16 protein-coding genes are annotated in these 16,835 nt (G+C 68.0%); 13 read left to right on the forward strand and 3 right to left on the reverse strand.

Going from position 1 to position 16,835, the window contains the following annotated elements:
* Positions 1-60 precede the first annotated feature (60 nt).
* From pdhA to E6A21_RS08670, 3 genes are read left to right on the forward strand one after another with little or no spacing between them, the layout of a single operon-like run.
* A complete protein-coding gene (pdhA, locus tag E6A21_RS08660) occupies positions 61-1,209 on the forward strand; it encodes a pyruvate dehydrogenase (acetyl-transferring) E1 component subunit alpha (protein ID WP_138443844.1) in 1,149 nt (382 codons plus the stop codon).
* Positions 1,209-2,231: an alpha-ketoacid dehydrogenase subunit beta gene (locus E6A21_RS08665; protein ID WP_138443741.1), complete on the forward strand. Its 1,023-nt coding sequence runs from the start codon at positions 1,209-1,211 to the stop codon at positions 2,229-2,231. The genes pdhA and E6A21_RS08665 overlap by 1 nt, the downstream gene beginning before the upstream one ends.
* The gene (locus E6A21_RS08670) at positions 2,228-3,703 is read left to right on the forward strand and encodes a dihydrolipoamide acetyltransferase family protein (RefSeq protein ID WP_138443742.1); all 1,476 of its coding nucleotides are present in this window, start codon (positions 2,228-2,230) and stop codon (positions 3,701-3,703) included. Before E6A21_RS08665 ends, E6A21_RS08670 begins: the two co-directional genes overlap by 4 nt.
* On the opposite strand, the gene E6A21_RS08675 is transcribed toward E6A21_RS08670, so the two are convergent.
* Entirely contained in the window at positions 3,700-4,308 is a 609-nt protein-coding gene (locus E6A21_RS08675; RefSeq protein WP_138443743.1) for a TetR/AcrR family transcriptional regulator, read from the reverse strand. The two genes, E6A21_RS08670 and E6A21_RS08675, sit on opposite strands and share 4 nt — an antisense overlap.
* Positions 4,309-4,429: 121 nt before the next feature.
* Here E6A21_RS08675 and E6A21_RS08680 point away from each other — a divergent pair, with 121 nt between their 5' ends.
* The 7 genes from E6A21_RS08680 to E6A21_RS08710 all read left to right on the forward strand — a co-directional run bounded on the left by E6A21_RS08680 (position 4,430) and on the right by E6A21_RS08710 (position 12,194).
* Positions 4,430-6,052, forward strand: a complete 1,623-nt coding sequence (locus E6A21_RS08680) for a carboxyl transferase domain-containing protein (protein ID WP_138443744.1) — start codon at positions 4,430-4,432, stop codon at positions 6,050-6,052.
* A gap of 4 nt (positions 6,053-6,056) precedes the next feature.
* Positions 6,057-8,168, forward strand: coding sequence for an acetyl/propionyl/methylcrotonyl-CoA carboxylase subunit alpha (locus E6A21_RS08685; RefSeq protein WP_138443745.1), 2,112 nt, complete (start codon positions 6,057-6,059; stop codon positions 8,166-8,168).
* Between the two features lie 10 nt (positions 8,169-8,178).
* Positions 8,179-9,354 carry an acyl-CoA dehydrogenase family protein gene (locus tag E6A21_RS08690; protein WP_138443746.1) on the forward strand — a complete coding sequence of 392 codons (1,176 nt, stop codon included), beginning with the start codon at positions 8,179-8,181 and terminating at the stop codon, positions 9,352-9,354.
* A gap of 63 nt (positions 9,355-9,417) precedes the next feature.
* Entirely contained in the window at positions 9,418-10,194 is a 777-nt protein-coding gene (locus tag E6A21_RS08695; RefSeq protein ID WP_138443747.1) for a CoA transferase subunit A, read from the forward strand.
* Positions 10,194-10,856, forward strand: coding sequence for a CoA transferase subunit B (locus tag E6A21_RS08700; RefSeq protein WP_138443748.1), 663 nt, complete (start codon positions 10,194-10,196; stop codon positions 10,854-10,856). The genes E6A21_RS08695 and E6A21_RS08700 overlap by 1 nt, the downstream gene beginning before the upstream one ends.
* A complete protein-coding gene (locus E6A21_RS08705; RefSeq protein ID WP_138443749.1) occupies positions 10,846-11,376 on the forward strand; it encodes a MaoC family dehydratase in 531 nt (176 codons plus the stop codon). Before E6A21_RS08700 ends, E6A21_RS08705 begins: the two co-directional genes overlap by 11 nt.
* Positions 11,373-12,194: an HpcH/HpaI aldolase/citrate lyase family protein gene (locus E6A21_RS08710; RefSeq protein ID WP_138443750.1), complete on the forward strand. Its 822-nt coding sequence runs from the start codon at positions 11,373-11,375 to the stop codon at positions 12,192-12,194. The genes E6A21_RS08705 and E6A21_RS08710 overlap by 4 nt, the downstream gene beginning before the upstream one ends.
* Positions 12,195-12,283: 89 nt before the next feature.
* Here the strand turns inward: E6A21_RS08710 and E6A21_RS08715 are convergent, their stop codons facing one another.
* A complete protein-coding gene (locus E6A21_RS08715) occupies positions 12,284-12,871 on the reverse strand; it encodes a hypothetical protein (RefSeq protein ID WP_212745894.1) in 588 nt (195 codons plus the stop codon).
* A 275-nt stretch (positions 12,872-13,146) separates the two neighbouring features.
* Positions 13,147-13,812 carry a DUF6318 family protein gene (locus E6A21_RS08720; protein WP_342777851.1) on the reverse strand — a complete coding sequence of 222 codons (666 nt, stop codon included), beginning with the start codon at positions 13,810-13,812 and terminating at the stop codon, positions 13,147-13,149.
* 144 nt (positions 13,813-13,956) lie between these two features.
* Here E6A21_RS08720 and dxr point away from each other — a divergent pair, with 144 nt between their 5' ends.
* Genes dxr through E6A21_RS08735 form a run of 3 tightly spaced genes read left to right on the forward strand, consistent with a single transcriptional unit; the run spans position 13,957 to position 16,833 of the window.
* The gene (gene dxr, locus E6A21_RS08725; protein WP_138443752.1) at positions 13,957-15,162 is read left to right on the forward strand and encodes a 1-deoxy-D-xylulose-5-phosphate reductoisomerase; all 1,206 of its coding nucleotides are present in this window, start codon (positions 13,957-13,959) and stop codon (positions 15,160-15,162) included.
* Between the two features lie 24 nt (positions 15,163-15,186).
* Positions 15,187-16,521, forward strand: a complete 1,335-nt coding sequence (locus tag E6A21_RS08730; RefSeq protein ID WP_138443753.1) for a M50 family metallopeptidase — start codon at positions 15,187-15,189, stop codon at positions 16,519-16,521.
* Between the two features lie 21 nt (positions 16,522-16,542).
* Positions 16,543-16,833 carry a YciI family protein gene (locus E6A21_RS08735; RefSeq protein WP_138443754.1) on the forward strand — a complete coding sequence of 97 codons (291 nt, stop codon included), beginning with the start codon at positions 16,543-16,545 and terminating at the stop codon, positions 16,831-16,833.
* Positions 16,834-16,835: the final 2 nt, after the last annotated feature.

A 16,835-nucleotide genomic window follows, 5' to 3' on the forward strand; every position in this document is an offset into this window, starting at 1 on the left:
CCGGGGGCCTACAGGCCTCCCGCGAGCGAAAAGGATGCGTACCAGGTGTCCACTTATCAGATGACCGCTGGCCATGGCGGATCCCCCATCCAGCTCCTTTCACCGGACGGCGTTCGGCATCCCCACGAGCGCTACGACCGATTCCTCGCCGACATCGACGGCCGCGTCGACGGTGTCGACGCCACGGCCCTCCTCGCCTCTGTGTTCGAGGACATGGTCGTGGCGCGCCGGATCGATGCGGAGGGAACCGCGCTCCAGCGGCAGGGCCAACTGGGACTCTGGCCTCCGTTCGTCGGCCAGGAGGCCGCCCAGATCGGGTCGGCCCACGCGATCGGCCAGGAGGACTTCATCTTCCCGAGCTACCGGGAAATCGGGGTCGCCTATGCCCGGGGCGCCGAACTCTCCGACCTCGTCCGCCAATGGCGCGGCAACGCGCATTCGGGCTGGGATCCGTTCGCGTTGAACATGGCGCCGTCCCAAGTGGTCATCGGTGCCCAGACCCTCCACGCCGTCGGCTACGCGATGGGGGTGCTGTTCGACGGAGCCGAGACGGCGGTCGTCACCTACTTCGGTGACGGCGCGACCAGCCAAGGCGACGTCAACGAGTCGATGGTCTTCGCTGCGAGCTTCCAGGCGCCGGTCGTCTTCTTCTGCCAGAACAATCAGTGGGCGATCTCCGAGCCCGTCGGCGTCCAGGCCCACGTGCCGATTGCCCACCGGGCCCCCGGCTTCGGCATCCCGAGCGTCCGGATCGACGGCAACGATGTCCTCGCGTGCCTCGCCGCAACCCGCGAGGCCCTTGAAAGGGCCCGCTCGGGCAACGGCCCCTCCTTTATCGAGGCGGTGACCTACCGCATGGGACCGCACACGACGGCGGACGATCCCACCCGCTATCGCGACGCCAACGAGCTCGAGGACTGGAAGGAGAAGGACCCCATCGCGCGGTTCGACGCCTATCTGACTTCGATCGGCGTCCTCGACGACGGCCTCCGAGCACGGGTCGCCGAGAAGGCAGACTCAGTCGCGGCAGCACTCCGCGAGGCGACGATCCACATGCCTGATCCCGAGCCTGACTCTCTCTTCGAGCATGTGTACTCCGGCCCGCAGCCCGTCCTGGATCGGCAGCGGGAGCACTTCGAGCGCTACCGCGCGGGCCTTGAGACCGGCATTGGCGCCGGCTCGAATCCCAGCGCAGAGGGAGGTCACTGATGTCCGAGATGACGTTCGCGAAGGCACTCAATGCCGGCCTTCGCCAGGCGATGGAACGGGACAGCAAAGTCGTCCTCATGGGCGAGGACATCGGCAGGCTCGGCGGCGTCTTCCGCATCACCGACGGACTGCAGAAGGACTTCGGTGCACACCGGGTCATCGATACGCCCCTCGCGGAGTCCGGCATCATGGGGACGGCCATTGGCATGGCCTACAGGGGTTATCGGCCCGTGGTCGAGATCCAGTTCGACGGCTTCGTCTACCCGGCCTTCGACCAGATCGTCTCGCAGGTGGCCAAACTGCATTTCCGCACCCTGGGCCGGGTCAAGGTTCCCCTGACGATCCGTATTCCGTTCGGAGGAGGGATTGGCTCTCCCGAGCACCACTCGGAGTCCCCTGAAGCGTACTTCGTGCACACCTCCGGGCTCCGCGTGGTCGCCGTTTCGAACCCGCAGGACGCGTACTCGATGATCCAGCAGGCCATCGCGTGTGATGACCCGGTGGTCTTCTTCGAGCCCAAACGGCGGTACCACGACAAGGGAGAAGTCGACGAGGCGGTCGGCCTCGACGGGCTCGGCGGGCTCGACCTGAGCAGGGCGCGCGTGCTGACGGAGGGAACCGACGTGACCCTCGTTGCCTACGGGCCTCTCGTCAAGACCTGCCTCGACGCAGCAACGGCAGCCTCGGACGAAGGCATCTCGGTCGAGGCGATCGATCTCCGTTCCCTCTCGCCGATCGACTACGCGACCCTGGAGGCCTCGGTCCGGAAGACCGGCCGCCTAGTCGTCGCCCACGAGGCCTCTCAGACCGCGGGCCTCGGGGCAGAGATCGCTGCAAGCATCACCGAGCGCTGCTTCTACTTCCTCGAGCACGCACCCGTACGCGTGACGGGATTCGACGTCCCCTACCCCCACTCGAAGCTCGAGTTCGACCACCTCCCCGACCTCGACAGGATCCTCGACGGCGTTGACCGGGCGATGGGACGGCCGAACTCCCTCAGCGGGATCGAGGAGGGCGAATGAGCGCGGTGACGAGTGATCGGACTGCCGCCGGCTCATCTCCCGCGGCAACCACGACGGCGTCCGGCGGGACACGGCAGTTCCGTCTGCCGGACCTGGGCGAGGGGCTGACCGAGTCGGAGATCGTCTCGTGGCGTGTCAAGGTGGGTGACGTCGTCGAACTCAACCAGGTGATCGGCGAGGTCGAGACCGCCAAGGCTGTCGTCGAGCTCCCGAGCCCCTTCGCCGGCCAGGTCACCGCGCTGCTCGCGCAGCCGGGCCAGGTTGTCGCGGTCGGCGCTCCGATCGCCGAGTTCGAGGTCGCCACCGCGGCGCCTGCGCCCTCCAAGTCTGCGCCTGCGCCGTCTGCCCCCTCCGCGCCTGCGCCTGCGTCGTCTGCGAAACGCGAACCGAACCTCGTCGGGTACGGGGCCATGCCTGAAGCCGCCGGTCGTCCCGTGCGCAAAGCCCGGAGCTGGGCGACTGCTGGGCTGGCTGCCCCCGCGCCAGCTGCCGCGACCAGCCCCGCGCCAGCTGCCGCGACCAGCCCCGCGCCAGCTGCCGTGACCAGCCCCGAGCGGCCACGCTCGACCCCTCCCGTGCGGAAGCTCGCCAAGGACCTCGGGGTGGATCTCGCCGTCGTCCACGGGACGGGACCCCATGGCCTCGTGACGCGCGACGACGTGCTCGCGACTGTGGGCACGGCGGATGTGGGCACCACGGATGTGGGCACGGCGTCGACGGGCAAGCCGGAGCCGGCCGAGGCGGCACCGGCGGGCCCCCGATCAGAGAATGGGCGTGAAACCCGCATCCCGATCCAGGGGGTCCGGAAGCAGACGGCGGCGGCGATGGTCGCGAGTGCGTTCACGGCGCCGCACGCGAGCGAGTTCCTCACCGTTGACGTCACACCGACGATGGAGCTCCTGGCCAAGCTCAAGGCGTCGAAGGCGTTCGAGGCCGTGCGGCTCACTCCGATGACGCTCGCGGCGAAGGCCGTGCTCGTAGCGCTCGGCCGGCACCCCTCGCTGAACGCAAGATGGGACGAGAAGGCCCAGGAGATCATCCAGTACCACTACGTGAACCTCGGCTTCGCGGCGGCGACGCCGAGGGGACTCCTCGTGCCGAACGTCAAGGATGCCCAAGCTCTCGACCTGCGTGGGCTCGCGAACGCGATCGCGGGCCTCGCCGACTCTGCCCGCGAGGGGAGGATTGCGCCGGGCGACCTCACCGGGGGAACGATCACCATCACGAACATCGGCGTATTCGGGGTCGATGCTGGGACGCCGATCCTCAATCCCGGGGAGGCTGCGATCCTCGCCATGGGGCAGGTCCGCCGCACGCCCTGGGAGCACGGTGGCCAGGTCGCGCTCCGCGAGGTGCTCACGCTCTCGCTCTCGTTCGACCACAGGCTCGTCGACGGCGAGCAGGCGTCCCGGTTCCTCGCGGACGTCGGCGCGGTCCTCGCGGACCCGGGGATGATCGTGACGATGGTCTAGGCAGTGAGCGCAGCGAGCGCCATCGACTCCAGAAGCTGATGTGCAGTGGGGGCGGGGACCCTGCCCCCACCGCTCCGCGCGCGTCCCACCGAGTGAGGCGTCGAGTTGATGAGGCCGAACACGGCCTGCGCGCGAAGCCTCAGCTCTGGCTGCGAGGCCAGGGGCCGCAGGCGGCGGAGGGCCTGCACCCACACGTCCACATACGCGAGCTGCAGGGTCCGGACCGCACTCTGGTCATCGTGGGAGAGACTCGTGAAGTCGCGGTCCTGCACACGGATGACATCCGGTTTCGAGAGGGCGAAGTCCACGTGGAAGGCGACGAGCGCGCGGAGGGAAGCTTCGGCCTCCTCGCTCTCCGTGCCCGCCGCCCGTCGGCCGCCGGCGAGGAGCTCTTCGCTCACCCCGACGAGCAGGGCGCCGAGTACGGCCTGCTTGCCGGCGAAGTGGCGGTAGATCGCCGGTCCGCTCACGCCGGCGGCCGCACCGAGATCGGCGAGGGAGACCCCAGCGAAGCCCTGCGCGGCGAACAGGCCCGCCGCGGCGTCGAGGAGCGCCTGACGGCGGACGGCCTTCGCCTCGCTGCGGGGACTGGCGGTCTCGTTCACTCGATCTCCGAAACTAAGTGGTGGACATCACAGTTAATCCAGACTAACTTGGATTTCAGTTAATAGTCACTAACCCAGTCACTCAACCCAGTAGCCCCTGTCACTATCGGCCGGAGGTTCCATGGAGACCCTGCTCAGCCGGATCGACCCAGCCAGCCTCGAGTTCGCCGAGAACGACGCCGCGCAGCGCGCGCTCGCGGCGGAGCTCGCCGGGCGGCTCGCCGCGACGGCGCTCGGCGGCCCGCCCCGTTCCCGGGAACGGCACATCGCCCGCGGGAAGCTGCTCCCGCGTGAGCGGATCGACGTCCTGCTCGACGAGGGTTCGCCTTTCCTCGAGATCGCACCGCTTGCGGCCAACGGTATGTATGGGGACGAGAGCCCCGGGGCCGGGGTGATCGCCGGGATCGGGCTCGTCCACGGTCGCCACGTGGTGGTCATCTCGAACGACGCGACAGTCAAGGGCGGCACGTACTACCCCATGACGGTGAAGAAGCACCTGCGGGCACAGGAGGTCGCCCTCGAGAACCGGCTTCCCTGCGTCTACCTTGTCGACTCGGGCGGCGCGTTCCTGCCGCGGCAGGATGAGGTGTTCCCGGACCGCGAGCACTTCGGCCGGATCTTCTACAACCAGGCGCGCATGTCGGCTGCGAAGATCCCCCAGATCGCCGCCGTCCTCGGCTCGTGCACCGCTGGCGGGGCGTACGTGCCCGCCATGAGCGACGAGACGGTCATTGTGCGAAATCAGGGGACGATCTTCCTGGGCGGCCCTCCGCTCGTGAAGGCCGCGATCGGCGAGATCGTCACCGCCGAGGAGCTGGGGGGCGGAGAGGTGCACGCGAGGATCTCCGGGGTCGCGGACCACCTTGCCGAGAACGACGAGCACGCCCTGGAGATCGTCCGCGGGATCGTCGCGACGCTCCCGCCGCCGTCGTCCCCTCCTTGGCAGGTCCTTCCCGCCGTCGAACCCAAGGCGGACCCCAGTGAGCTCTACGGGTGCGTGCCCACCGACGTCAACGCCCGGTATGACGTGCACGAGGTGATCGCCCGGCTCATCGACGGCAGCGAGTTCCACGAGTTCAAGAAGGAGTATGGGCAGACGCTCGTCACGGGCTTCGCCCGGATCCACGGCCATCCCATCGGCATCGTGGCGAACAACGGCGTCCTCTTCTCGGAATCCGCGGTCAAGGGTGCCCACTTCATCGAACTGTGCGACCAGCGTGCCACCCCGCTCCTGTTCCTGCAGAACATCTCCGGCTTCATGGTGGGTCGGGACTACGAGCATGGCGGCATCGCCAAGCATGGGGCGAAGATGGTCACGGCCGTCGCGACGACGCGCGTGCCCAAGCTCACCGTGGTGATCGGCGGGTCCTTCGGTGCGGGCAACTACTCGATGTGCGGGCGCGCCTATTCGCCCCGCTTCCTGTGGATGTGGCCAGCGAGCCGCATCTCGGTCATGGGCGGCAATCAGGCGGCGAGCGTCCTTGCGACGGTGAAGCGCGAGCAGCTCGATGACCAGCGCAGCCGAGAAGGAGGCGACGAGTGGTCCGCGGAGGACGAGGAGGCGTTCAAGGCGCCCATCAGGGCCCAGTACGAGACGCAGGGGAGTCCCTACTATTCGACGGCCCGCCTCTGGGACGACGGCATCATCGATCCCGCGGACACGCGGCGCGTGCTCGGGATGGCGCTCGACGTCGTCGCCCAGTCGCCCCTGCCCGACACCTCCTTCGGCGTCTTCAGGATGTGAGGCGATGTTCGACAAGGTCCTTGTAGCCAACCGCGGCGAGATCGCGTGCCGCGTCATCCGCACGCTGCGCAAGCTCGGCATCCGTTCCGTTGCCGTCTACAGCGACGCCGACGCCGGGGCCCGCCACGTGCGCGAAGCCGACGAGGCTGTGCGGATCGGCCCGGCCCCCGCCACGCAGAGCTATCTCAAGATCCCTGCCATCGTGGACGCGTGCCGTGCGACCGGCGCCGACGCGGTGCACCCCGGCTACGGGTTCCTGAGCGAGAACGAGGCGTTCGCGGCCGCTCTTGCCGAGGCAGGGATCACGTTCATCGGGCCCGGGATCGAGGCGATCTCGATCATGGGGGACAAGATCCGTGCGAAGAACCACGTGGCGGGCTTCGGCGTGCCAGTTGTGCCTGGCATCGCCCGCCCCGGGCTGACCGACGCGGAGCTCATTGCCGCGGCCGACGGCGTCGGCTACCCGCTGCTCATCAAGCCCTCCGCCGGGGGCGGCGGCAAGGGCATGCACGTCGTCGGCTCGCGCGAAGAGCTGCCACGCGCCCTTGCGACCGCCCGCCGGGTCGCGGCCTCGGCCTTCGGCGACGACACGCTGTTTCTCGAGAGGCTCATCCGTGCGCCCCGGCACATCGAGGTCCAGGTCCTCGCCGACCAGCACGGCACCACAATCCACCTCGGCGAGCGCGAATGCTCCCTGCAGAGGCGCCACCAGAAGGTCATCGAGGAGGCACCGTCACCGCTGCTTGACGCCGAGACCCGGGAGCGGATCGGCCGAGCAGCGTGCGACGCCGCGCGCAGCGTCGGCTACACCGGCGCCGGCACCGTCGAATTCCTCGTGAGCGACGAGACGCCCGACCAGTTCTTCTTCATGGAGATGAATACGCGCCTTCAGGTCGAGCACCCCGTCACGGAGCTCGTGACGGGCGTGGACCTCGTCGAGCAGCAGCTCCGGGTCGCGGCCGGGGAACGCCTTGCGCTCGCCCAGTCGGACCTCCGGCTCGACGGCCACGCGATCGAGGCGCGCATCTACGCCGAGACGCTCGTCGAGACGGGGGGCGGACGGCGCGAGTTCCTCCCGGCAACGGGAACCGTCGAGTTCCTGCGCGAACCCTCGGGGAGCGGAGTCCGGGTGGACAGCTCGCTTCTCGAGGGTCTCGACGTGGGAGCCGACTACGATCCGATGCTTGCCAAGGCCATCGCGTGGGGCAGAGACCGCTCCGAGGCCTTGGCGAGGCTCGATGCGGCGCTCGCGGACTACTGCGTGCTGGGTGTCGCCACCAACATCGAGTACCTCCGACTGCTCCTCGCCGACCCCGACGTGCAGGCAGGCAGGCTCGACACGACCCTGATCGAGCGACGGCTTGAGCATCTCAGCTTCCGCGGGCCCGGGGAGGCCGAGATAGCTGCCGCCGCCCTCCTCGCCGAGCACTCACGCGGAGGGGAAGACGGTGCGGGAGCCTGGCGCCGAGACGGCTGGCGCCTGGGCGCTCCCGCTGCACGCCGCGTCACGCTCGGGACCCCGGACGGGGAAGTCGCCACTGTGCGCGTCGCGGCCGCCGACGGCGACCGCAGCTTGGACACGGGGAACGCGACCGTTACCGTCGGCGAGGGATCCGAGCGCAAGGCGAGCTTCGCCGTCGTCGGCCACTCGCTCCAGCTCGACCTCGACGGCGAGCCGCACGACTACTCCTGGGCAGTCGGGCCGTCGGAGGCTGGGGGCGCCGGAAGCCGGACGGTGTTCCTCGGCCAGGGCGGGTGGTCCGTGGCCCTCCCCGTGCTCGACCGTGCCCAGCGACTTGCGCGCGTCCTGGGCGGGATCCACCGGCACGACGGCGAGGCCTCACCCGAGGTGCGCTCCCCGATGCCCGGGACGGTCGTTTCGGTCGCCGTCGCGCCCGGGCAGAGCGTCGAGGCAGGCCAGCCGCTCGTGAGTGTCGAGGCCATGAAGATGGAACACCAGCTTGTCGCCGGCGTCGCCGGGACCGTGCAGCTCCACGTCGGGGTCGGCGCGCTCGTCAAGGCCGATCAGGTCGTGGCCACCGTTGCTGCTGTGCCTCCGACGTCCGCACGATCGCCCGAAGCCATTACAGCCAACGAACCATCCCCCGAAACCTGAGGAGCTGCTCATGGTCGACTTCCAGCTCGACGACGAATACCGGGAGCTCAGCGACACCGTCCGCGAATTCGCGGACGAGGTGGTCGCGCCCGTCTCGCAGCGACATGACGAGGAGCACAGCTTCCCCTACGAGATCGTCGCCCAGATGGGAGAGCTCGGCCTGTTCGGCCTCCCGTTCCCCGAGCAGTACGGCGGCATGGGCGGCGACTACTTCGCCCTCGCCCTCGCGCTCGAGCAGCTGGGGCGCGTGGACCAGTCCATCGCCATCACGCTCGAGGCCGGTGTCTCCCTCGGGGCGATGCCCGTCTACCGCTTCGGGACCGAGAAGCAGAAGGAGACCTGGCTCCCGGAGCTCGCCGCAGGGCGTGCGCTCGCGGGTTTCGGGCTCACCGAACCTGAGGCCGGCTCGGATGCAGGAGGCACCAAGACCTCCGCTCGCCTCGAGGACGGCACGGACGGGCGTGAATGGGTGATCAACGGGGCAAAGGAATTCATCACGAACTCCGGCACCGACATCACCAGGTTCGTCACCGTGACCGCCGTGACCGGCACCGAGCAGCGCTCGGACGGGACGAGCCGCAAGGAGATCTCGACGATCATCGTGCCCTCCGGCACGCCAGGCTTCCGGGCGGAGAAGCCGTACAACAAGGTGGGCTGGAACGCCTCGGATACCCACCCGCTCTCCTTCAAGGACGTGCGGGTGCCGGAGGAGAACCTGCTCGGCTCCCGGGGCCGCGGGTACGCGAACTTCCTCTCGATCCTCGATGAAGGCCGCATCGCCATCGCCGCGCTGGCCACTGGCGCCGCTCAGGGCTGCGTCGACTTGTCCGTCAGGTATGCGAAGGAGCGGCACGCCTTCGGGACTGCCATCGGCAGGCACCAGGCGATCCAATTCAAGATCGCCCGCATGAAGGCCCGCGCCCACACCGCGCGGCTCGCGTACTACGATGCTGCCTCCCGCATGCTCGCAGGCCGGCCATTCAAGACCGAAGCCGCGATCGCCAAGATGGTGGCCGGAGAGGCCGCCATGGACAATGCGCGCGATGCGACTCAGGTATTCGGCGGCTACGGCTTCATCAACGAGTTCACGGTGGCGCGCCACTACCGCGATTCGAAGATCCTCGAGGTCGGGGAGGGGACAACCGAGGTCCAGCTCATGCTGATCGCACGGGAGCTGGGGCTGTAGCTTGGGTGCCAGAGGGGCAAGGCCGGCGTCAACGTCAGGAAGTCAGATCCCGGAGGAGGGACTGTGATCGACAAAGTGGTGGCCACGGTCGAGGAGGCCGTGTCGGACATACCGGACGGGGCGTCCCTAGCAGTCGGGGGCTTCGGGCTGTGCGGGATCCCGGTCGGGCTCATCGACGCGCTGTTCCGCCAGGGCACGAAGGACCTCGAGACGATCAGCAACAACTGCGGCGTCGACGACTGGGGCCTCGGGGTCCTGCTCTCCGCGGGGAGGATTCGGCGCACGGTCAGCTCGTACGTTGGGGAGAACAAGGAGTTCGCGAGGCAGTTCCTCGCCGGTGAACTCGAGGTTGTCCTCACGCCCCAGGGGACGTTGGCGGAGAAGCTCCGGGCCGGGGGAGCAGGCATTCCCGCGTTCTATACGTCCGCAGGCGTCGGCACCCAGGTCGCCCAGGGCGGCCTTCCGCAGAAGTACGACGCCGAAGGGAACGTTGAGAAGGCCTCCTCGCCGAAGGAAGTGCGGACCTTCCACGGAGCTGAGTACGTGCTCGAGGAGTCGTTGACGCCCGACTTTGGCCTGGTCCACGCCCTCAAGGGGGACCGGCACGGCAACCTCGTGTTCCACGAGACGGCCATGAACTTCAATCCGCTCTGCGCGATGGCAGGCAAGGTCACGATTGCCGAGGTCGAAGAGCTTGTCGAGCCGGGAGAGCTCGACCCGGAACACATCCACACACCCGGAATCTTCGTCCAGCGGGTTGTGCACGTCCCCTCCGAGAGTCCTCTGGGGGAGAAGAGAATCGAGAAGAGGACCGTCTCGGCGAGAGGGGAGCAATCCTGATGCCCTGGACACGGAACGAGTTGGCCGCCCGCGTGGCCCGCGAGCTCGAGAACGGTCAGTATGTGAATCTCGGAATCGGCATGCCGACCCTGATACCCAATTACATCCCTGAGGGGATCGAGGTGGTGCTCCATTCGGAGAACGGAATCCTCGGTACCGGTCCGTACCCGACCGAGGATCAGATAGATCCCGACCTCATCAACGCCGGCAAGGAAACGGTGACCGTCAAGAAGGGGGCGGCGTTCTTCGATTCGGCGACGTCTTTCGGAATGGTCCGGGGCGGCCATGTCGACGTCGCTGTCCTTGGTGCGATGGAGGTCTCCCAGGCCGGCGATCTCGCGAATTGGATGATTCCGGGAAAGATGGTCAAGGGGATGGGCGGCGCTATGGACCTTGTCTTCGGTGCCAAGAAGCTCATCGTGATGATGGACCACACCGACAAGAGCGGAAAGCCGAAGCTGCTGCGTGAGTGCACGCTTCCCCTGACCGGCACCGGCTGCGTAGACCGCATCATCACAGACCTAGGCGTGATGGACGTCGTGCGGAACGGGGAACGCTCAGTCCTGGTGCTCCGGGAGCTCGCGCCGGGGGTCACGGAGGATGAGGTCGCCGCCAAGACCGACGCCGAGCTCGACGTGGAGATCCGCGACAATGAACCCTGAACCGAATGGGAAGGCGCCGAATGGGGAGCCGCCGAACGGGGACGAGCCCCGCGTCGTCGAGCAGCGGGGCCTGTACTTCGACGAGATCGAAGAGGGGGTCGTCTACGCGCACCGCCCCGGCCGGACGATTACCGAAGCGGACAATGTCTTCTTCACCACATTGACGATGAACAACCAAGCGCTCCACCTCGACGCCGCGTGGAGCGCTACCCAGCCCTTCGGTCAGCGTCTCGTCAACTCGATGTTCACGCTCGCGACGCTCGTCGGGCAGTCGGTCGCCCAGCTCACCCAAGGGACGATCGTTGCGCAGCTCGGCATTACCGACGTCTCGTTTCCGCAGCCGCTCTTTCACGGCGATACGCTCTACACGGAAACTGTCGTCGTCGAAAAGCGGCCATCGTCGTCCCGTCCCGGTCAGGGAATCGTGACGATGGAGCACACGGGCCGCAATCAGGACGGCGTCGTCGTAGCCCGTGCGAGGCGCACGTGCCTCATGTGGACCAAGGATGCCCATAGATGACTTTCGCTGCACCATTCGCCATGGGACCCGCCCTCCTGTTCTGCCCGGCCGATCGGCCGGAGCGTTTTGCGAAGGCGGCCGGGCGCGCTGACGCCGTCATCCTCGATTTGGAAGACGCAGTCGCACCGGAGGCGAAGAGGCGCGCCCGCGAGAACGTGGCCGCGACCCCGCTCGATCCTGCGCGGACCCTCGTGCGGCTCAACGCGGCGTCGACCGCCGATTTCGACGCCGACCTCGCGGCACTAAGAAGCACGCCGTATCGCACTGTCATGCTCGCCAAGGCAGAGAGCGCGGAGCAGATGCGGCGGCTCGCCGACTTCGAGGTCGTCGCCCTGTGCGAGACCGCGCTGGGCGTGCTCAATGCTCAGGCCATAGCTTCCGAGCCCAACGTTGTCGGCCTCATGTGGGGCGCGGAGGACCTCGTCGCGTCCCTGGGCGGCACGTCGAGCAGGGACGAGGACGGCGCGTACCGCGCGGTTGCACTCCATGCTCGGTCGACGGTCTTGCTCGCCGCGGGTGCGTTCGGGAAGGCGGCCATCGATGCTGTCTACACGGCTATCCCTGATGTTGCCGGGCTGAGTGCAGAGGCGGACGATGCTGCAGCCTCCGGCTTCGCAGCCAAGGCCTGCATCCATCCCAGCCAGGTGGCAGCTGTCCGTCAGGCCTATGCGCCGACGGACGCCGCTGTGGCCGCTGCACGTGACCTTCTCGCAGCTGCGGACGCCGCCGGCACCGGAGTCTTCCAATATCAGGGCCGGATGATCGACGGACCGATCCTGCGGCACGCGGAGTCAGTCCTGCGGCGCGCGACCATCTAGCAGCGCGCGAGCATCTGGCGGCGTCTGCCGAGGGGGCACCTCCGGCACCCGCCAGGGGCCAGCCCGGACGCTCCATCTGGCCGTGGGGTTCAGCAGCCTTGGCCGTGGGGGTCGGTGTTGCAGTCCTGGGCGTAGAGGCGGACCTCGGAGCGCCACACCGAGACCGGCCGGGGCGGGCTGGGGACCTCGGCGGTGCCCGGGATCGGCTGCCAGGGCCCGCCCTCGACGGAGAACTCCCCGGCGAACACGGTCACCAGCCCCACCAGGTACTCCCCGGTGGCCGTGTACCGGTGGCTCGTGGCCGTCCGCTCCCCCCACCGCTCCTGCGGGAGCGGCCCGCCCGGGGCCGCGCTGGCCAGGGACGCCCCGTCCCCGTAGTCGAAGCGGTGCTCCACCGGGCGCACCCGCACCAGCACCCCCCGGCCCAGGACCGTGGTGCGGAACGACTGCACCGCAGGGTCCGCGTAGACATTCGTCTCCGCGCCCCGGAGCGTGTGCCGCCCCGGCTGGAGCCCCAGCCCCGCCGCGGCGATCGGCAGCTCCCGCAGCTCCCGCTGCCCCAGCCCCACCACCGCGCCCCCGCCCGGACGCTCCGGGGCCTGCCCCGGGTACAGGCACCCGGCATCCAACCGCTCCGGCTCCGACCCGGGCCGCTGCCGGTACCAGTTCACCAGCATCCCACCCGGCCTCTCCCGGCACGCCCCCGCAGCAGCCGCACACGCAGGCGAATCACCGAAACCCTCCACCTCCGACAAACACGCATGCCCATACGAATAGCTGAAAGGATCGATTTGTCCGTTTGGCAATGGGGGGAATTCGACTTTGACTGCCCCGCTCTCGGTCCCGTTGACCGAGATTGACCTGTCGTCAAAATAGACGTCGGCAGCTTCGGCTCGTGCCGGGGGCACAGCGACGAGTGCAATGGCAATCAGAAGAGCGACCACTCGGCGCATCACGACGCCTGCCCCAGTTGTCGCATCGTCCAGCGCCCATCATGAAAGCTCGCGTACGCCGCTTTCGCATTTCCATTATTCCCACCTTGACGCGACCTCGTTACGCCACCGCGGGCGTCGAAGATGGTGGAGGCACCTTCGTCGAGAATGAAGTACCCAACCATCTGCCCGAGCGGATCGCGGCTCATGTCTGAATGAAAGTCGGAAGTCTTCCAGAGCGGACCTTGAGCCCATCCACCCGATCCGATGACGTCATCAATATCGCTGGTATAGGCGGAACACACCTTGCATTCTTCGGACGATATTGTCCTAAGCTCGGTGCTGGAGCCGGCCTCGAATGCGTACGTGGCAACGTCGAACCAATACTGGGTGAACGCCTCGAACCCCTCCCTCGTGTCCTGCTTCGCCGCCTCGGGCAGCACCGGAGGCGGCACGTTGCGTGCAGGGCCCCGAGAACTCGCGGGAGTTGGCCTTGGGTCAGGTGAGGGAGGGGAAGTTGAGGGCGGAGCCCCGGAGTCCGTCATCGTGCCTGCGGGGGTGTCGCGAGGGGAAGCCGTCACCTGTGCGTCTGTGGACCCTCCACAGCCAGCGAGCATCACCGTGCCCAAGAACAGCACTGAGCACACAAGCACCCAAGAACAAGCAAACGATCGGCGCAGCGCCATGACATCCCCCAAGTCAGTTGTGCCGAAGCCCACCAAGCAGCTGTCGCGAAACAACAAGTAGGCCCTGCAGTTTCCGCGACATTAGCAACGGCGGCCGCCACTGAGCCGGACGGAAGAGCCGCCTCAGTGGGGTTTACTGGTGACATGCAGAACCCGGCTTCCGAGCAGCGCTCCGTGATCATCCTCGGCTCCACGGGCAGCATCGGCACCCAGGCGATCGACGTCGTCGACGGCGCCCCGGATCGCTTCCGCGTAACGGCCCTGAGCGCTGGCGGCGGCAACCTCGGCTTGCTTGCGCTGCAGGCGGTCCGCACCCGGGCCGAGGCCGTGGGAATCGCCGAGGGAAGCATTGACGAACTCCGCAGCCTGATTGCGGGCGCCGCCCAGTCGGAGGGCGTCGCGGACTATGTGCCGGAGCTCTTCGCAGGGTCTGAGGCCTCGACACGCATTGCTCAGTGGAGCGGGCCCGCGGGGCGTGCCGACGTCGTCCTCAATGGGATCACCGGAAGCATCGGCCTCGCGCCCACTCTCGCGGCGTTGGCCTCTGGCGCGACGCTCGCGCTTGCCAACAAGGAAAGCCTCATCGTGGGCGGCACCCTCGTGACGGGCGCGGCGAGCCCCGGACAGATCGTGCCCGTCGACTCGGAGCATTCAGCCATCGCGCAGTGCCTCCGCGCCGGCCGCCGGAGCGAGGTCGACCGCCTGGTTCTCACAGCATCTGGTGGGCCCTTCCGGGGCCGCAGCCGCGACGAGCTGAGGAACGTCACGCCAGCGGAAGCGCTCAACCACCCGACGTGGAACATGGGCCGCGTGGTCACGACGAACTCGGCGACGCTCGTCAACAAGGGCCTTGAGCTCATCGAGGCCCACCTTCTGTTCGATGTCGCGCTCGAGGCGATCGACGTCGTCGTGCACCCGCAGTCGGTCGTGCATTCGATGGTCCAGTTCAATGACGGCTCGGTCATCGCCCAGGCATCGCCGCCAGACATGAGGCTTCCCATAGCCCTCGGGCTCGGCTGGCCGGACCGAGTGCCGCACGCCGCGAGTCCCTGTGACTGGTCGCAGGCCGCAGCATGGACGTTCGAGCCGCTCGACGTGCGAGCGTTTCCCGCCGTGGAGCTCGCGCGCCAGGCGGCGCGGCAGGGGAGCACCTTCCCGGCCGTCTTCAACGCGGCCAACGAGGAAGCGGTCGAGGCATTCCACGCGGGGAGGATCGGCTTCCTCGATATCGTGGACACCATCGAATCGGTGCTCTCCGAGCACGAAGATTCCTCCGAATTGACTGTGGATTCCGTGCTCGCAGCCGAGACGTGGGCACGGAAGCGCGCCCACGAGCGTTTGGCAAGCTGAGCCAGCCGCCAGAACAGGACTCTTGTGAACCCCACCGTGCTTTTCATCCTCGGCGTCCTCTTCGTCGCCCTCGGGATCGCCGTCTCCATCGCGCTCCACGAAGTCGGTCACCTGCTGCCCGCCAAGCTCTTCAACGTGCGCGTGACCCGCTACATGATCGGCTTCGGGCCTACCGTCTGGTCCAAGCGCAAGGGAGAGACGGAGTACGGCGTCAAGGCGCTGCCGCTCGGCGGCTACGTCCAGATGGTCGGAATGTACCCGCCGAACCAGCGCGACGGTTCCGTCCGGCAGTCCAGCACCGGCATGTTCCAAGGGCTCGCTGAGGCCGCGAGGGACCAGGCCCACGAAGAGGTGCGGCCCGAAGACCACGGGCGCCTCTTCTACCAGCTGCCGGTGTGGAAGAAGATCATCATCATGCTCGGCGGCCCCGCCATGAACATCCTCCTGGGGATCCTGTTCACGGCGATCGTGCTCATGGGCTTCGGGATCGCCCAGCCGACGAATCAGATCGCATCCGTAGCGGCGTGCATGGTCCCGGCCAACCAGCAGCAGGCACCAACGGACACGTCGACCTGCACGAAGACCCCGGCTGCGGCCGCGGGACTCCAGCCCGGCGACACCGTAGTGGTCTTCGACGGCAAGCAGGTCACAGGCTGGGACCAGCTGAGCTCGTGGATTCGCGCGTCGGCAGGCAAGACGGTGAGCATCACCGTTCAGCGGGGCGGCAGGAATGTCGACCTGAAGATCACCCCGGTGCTCAACTCGGTGACCGTATACGGGGCGAACGGACAGCCCGTCAAGAAGGCGGACGGCAGCTATCAGACCGCTGAAACGGGCTTCGTCGGCATCGGCGCCCGCCAGGCGCTCACCCCCCAGCCGGCGACGTCGGTGCTCCCCGCCGTCGGCCAGAACATCGCCCAGGTGGCGGGCGTCGTGTTCAACCTGCCGGCGCGCGTCGTCGGAGTTGCCCAGGCGGCATTCGGCAGCGCGCCGCGCGACCCGAACGGGCCCATGAGCGTCGTCGGCGTCGGACGCGTGGCTGGCGAGGTCGCAGCGCTCGAAGACGTGCCACTCTCGGCGCGCATCGCCACGCTGTTCGGCCTGCTCGCGGGCGTCAACCTCGCGCTCGCGGTCTTCAATCTCGTGCCGCTCCTCCCGCTCGACGGCGGTCACGTCGCGGGCGCGCTGTACGAAGGTGTCCGGCGCCGACTGGCTTCGTGGCGCAGGCGTCCGGATCCCGGACCCTTCGATATCGCCAAGCTCCTCCCGCTCACCTACGCGGTGGCGAGCCTGCTTATCGCCATGAGCGTGCTGCTCATCTACGCCGATATCGTCAAGCCCGTGAACCTTTTCGGGTGAGCGGAGGGATAGGCTGGACCCATGACCGTCTTCGCTGTTGAGTACCGTTACGATGCCTCCACTGCCGCCCGCCGGGACGAAGTCCGCCCGGACCACCGCGGGTGGCTGTCGGAGATCGCCGAGGCCGGGCAGCTCCTCGTGAGCGGTCCGTACGAGGACGGCACGGGCGCACTCCTGCTCATGAAGGCGGACGACGCCGAGGCGCTCCAGTCGCTGCTTGCCCAGGATCCCTTCGCTGTCGAAGGCCTCATCGCGGACTCCTCCGCGGCCGCGTGGACTCCGGTCAGCGGCACCCTCGCCTCCCAGTTCTGAAA

Source organism: Sinomonas susongensis (assembly GCF_005877005.1).
In the GTDB taxonomy this organism is placed as follows: domain Bacteria; phylum Actinomycetota; class Actinomycetes; order Actinomycetales; family Micrococcaceae; genus Sinomonas; species Sinomonas susongensis.

What these genes read in the sequence shown, in the direction of transcription:
- E6A21_RS08705 (WP_138443749.1), top strand. Translation starts at nt 10,846, where the DNA reads ATGAACCCTGAACCGAATGGGAAGGCGCCGAATGGGGAGCCGCCGAAC.
- E6A21_RS08665 (WP_138443741.1), top strand. Translation starts at nt 1,209, where the DNA reads ATGTCCGAGATGACGTTCGCGAAGGCACTCAATGCCGGCCTTCGCCAG.
- E6A21_RS08720 (WP_342777851.1), bottom strand. Translation starts at nt 13,812, where the DNA reads ATGGCGCTGCGCCGATCGTTTGCTTGTTCTTGGGTGCTTGTGTGCTCA.
- E6A21_RS08710 (WP_138443750.1), top strand. Translation starts at nt 11,373, where the DNA reads ATGACTTTCGCTGCACCATTCGCCATGGGACCCGCCCTCCTGTTCTGC.
- E6A21_RS08680 (WP_138443744.1), top strand. Translation starts at nt 4,430, where the DNA reads ATGGAGACCCTGCTCAGCCGGATCGACCCAGCCAGCCTCGAGTTCGCC.
- E6A21_RS08715 (WP_212745894.1), bottom strand. Translation starts at nt 12,871, where the DNA reads ATGCTGGTGAACTGGTACCGGCAGCGGCCCGGGTCGGAGCCGGAGCGG.
- dxr (WP_138443752.1), top strand. Translation starts at nt 13,957, where the DNA reads ATGCAGAACCCGGCTTCCGAGCAGCGCTCCGTGATCATCCTCGGCTCC.
- pdhA (WP_138443844.1), top strand. Translation starts at nt 61, where the DNA reads ATGACCGCTGGCCATGGCGGATCCCCCATCCAGCTCCTTTCACCGGAC.
- E6A21_RS08670 (WP_138443742.1), top strand. Translation starts at nt 2,228, where the DNA reads ATGAGCGCGGTGACGAGTGATCGGACTGCCGCCGGCTCATCTCCCGCG.
- E6A21_RS08690 (WP_138443746.1), top strand. Translation starts at nt 8,179, where the DNA reads ATGGTCGACTTCCAGCTCGACGACGAATACCGGGAGCTCAGCGACACC.
- E6A21_RS08735 (WP_138443754.1), top strand. Translation starts at nt 16,543, where the DNA reads ATGACCGTCTTCGCTGTTGAGTACCGTTACGATGCCTCCACTGCCGCC.
- E6A21_RS08685 (WP_138443745.1), top strand. Translation starts at nt 6,057, where the DNA reads ATGTTCGACAAGGTCCTTGTAGCCAACCGCGGCGAGATCGCGTGCCGC.
- E6A21_RS08700 (WP_138443748.1), top strand. Translation starts at nt 10,194, where the DNA reads ATGCCCTGGACACGGAACGAGTTGGCCGCCCGCGTGGCCCGCGAGCTC.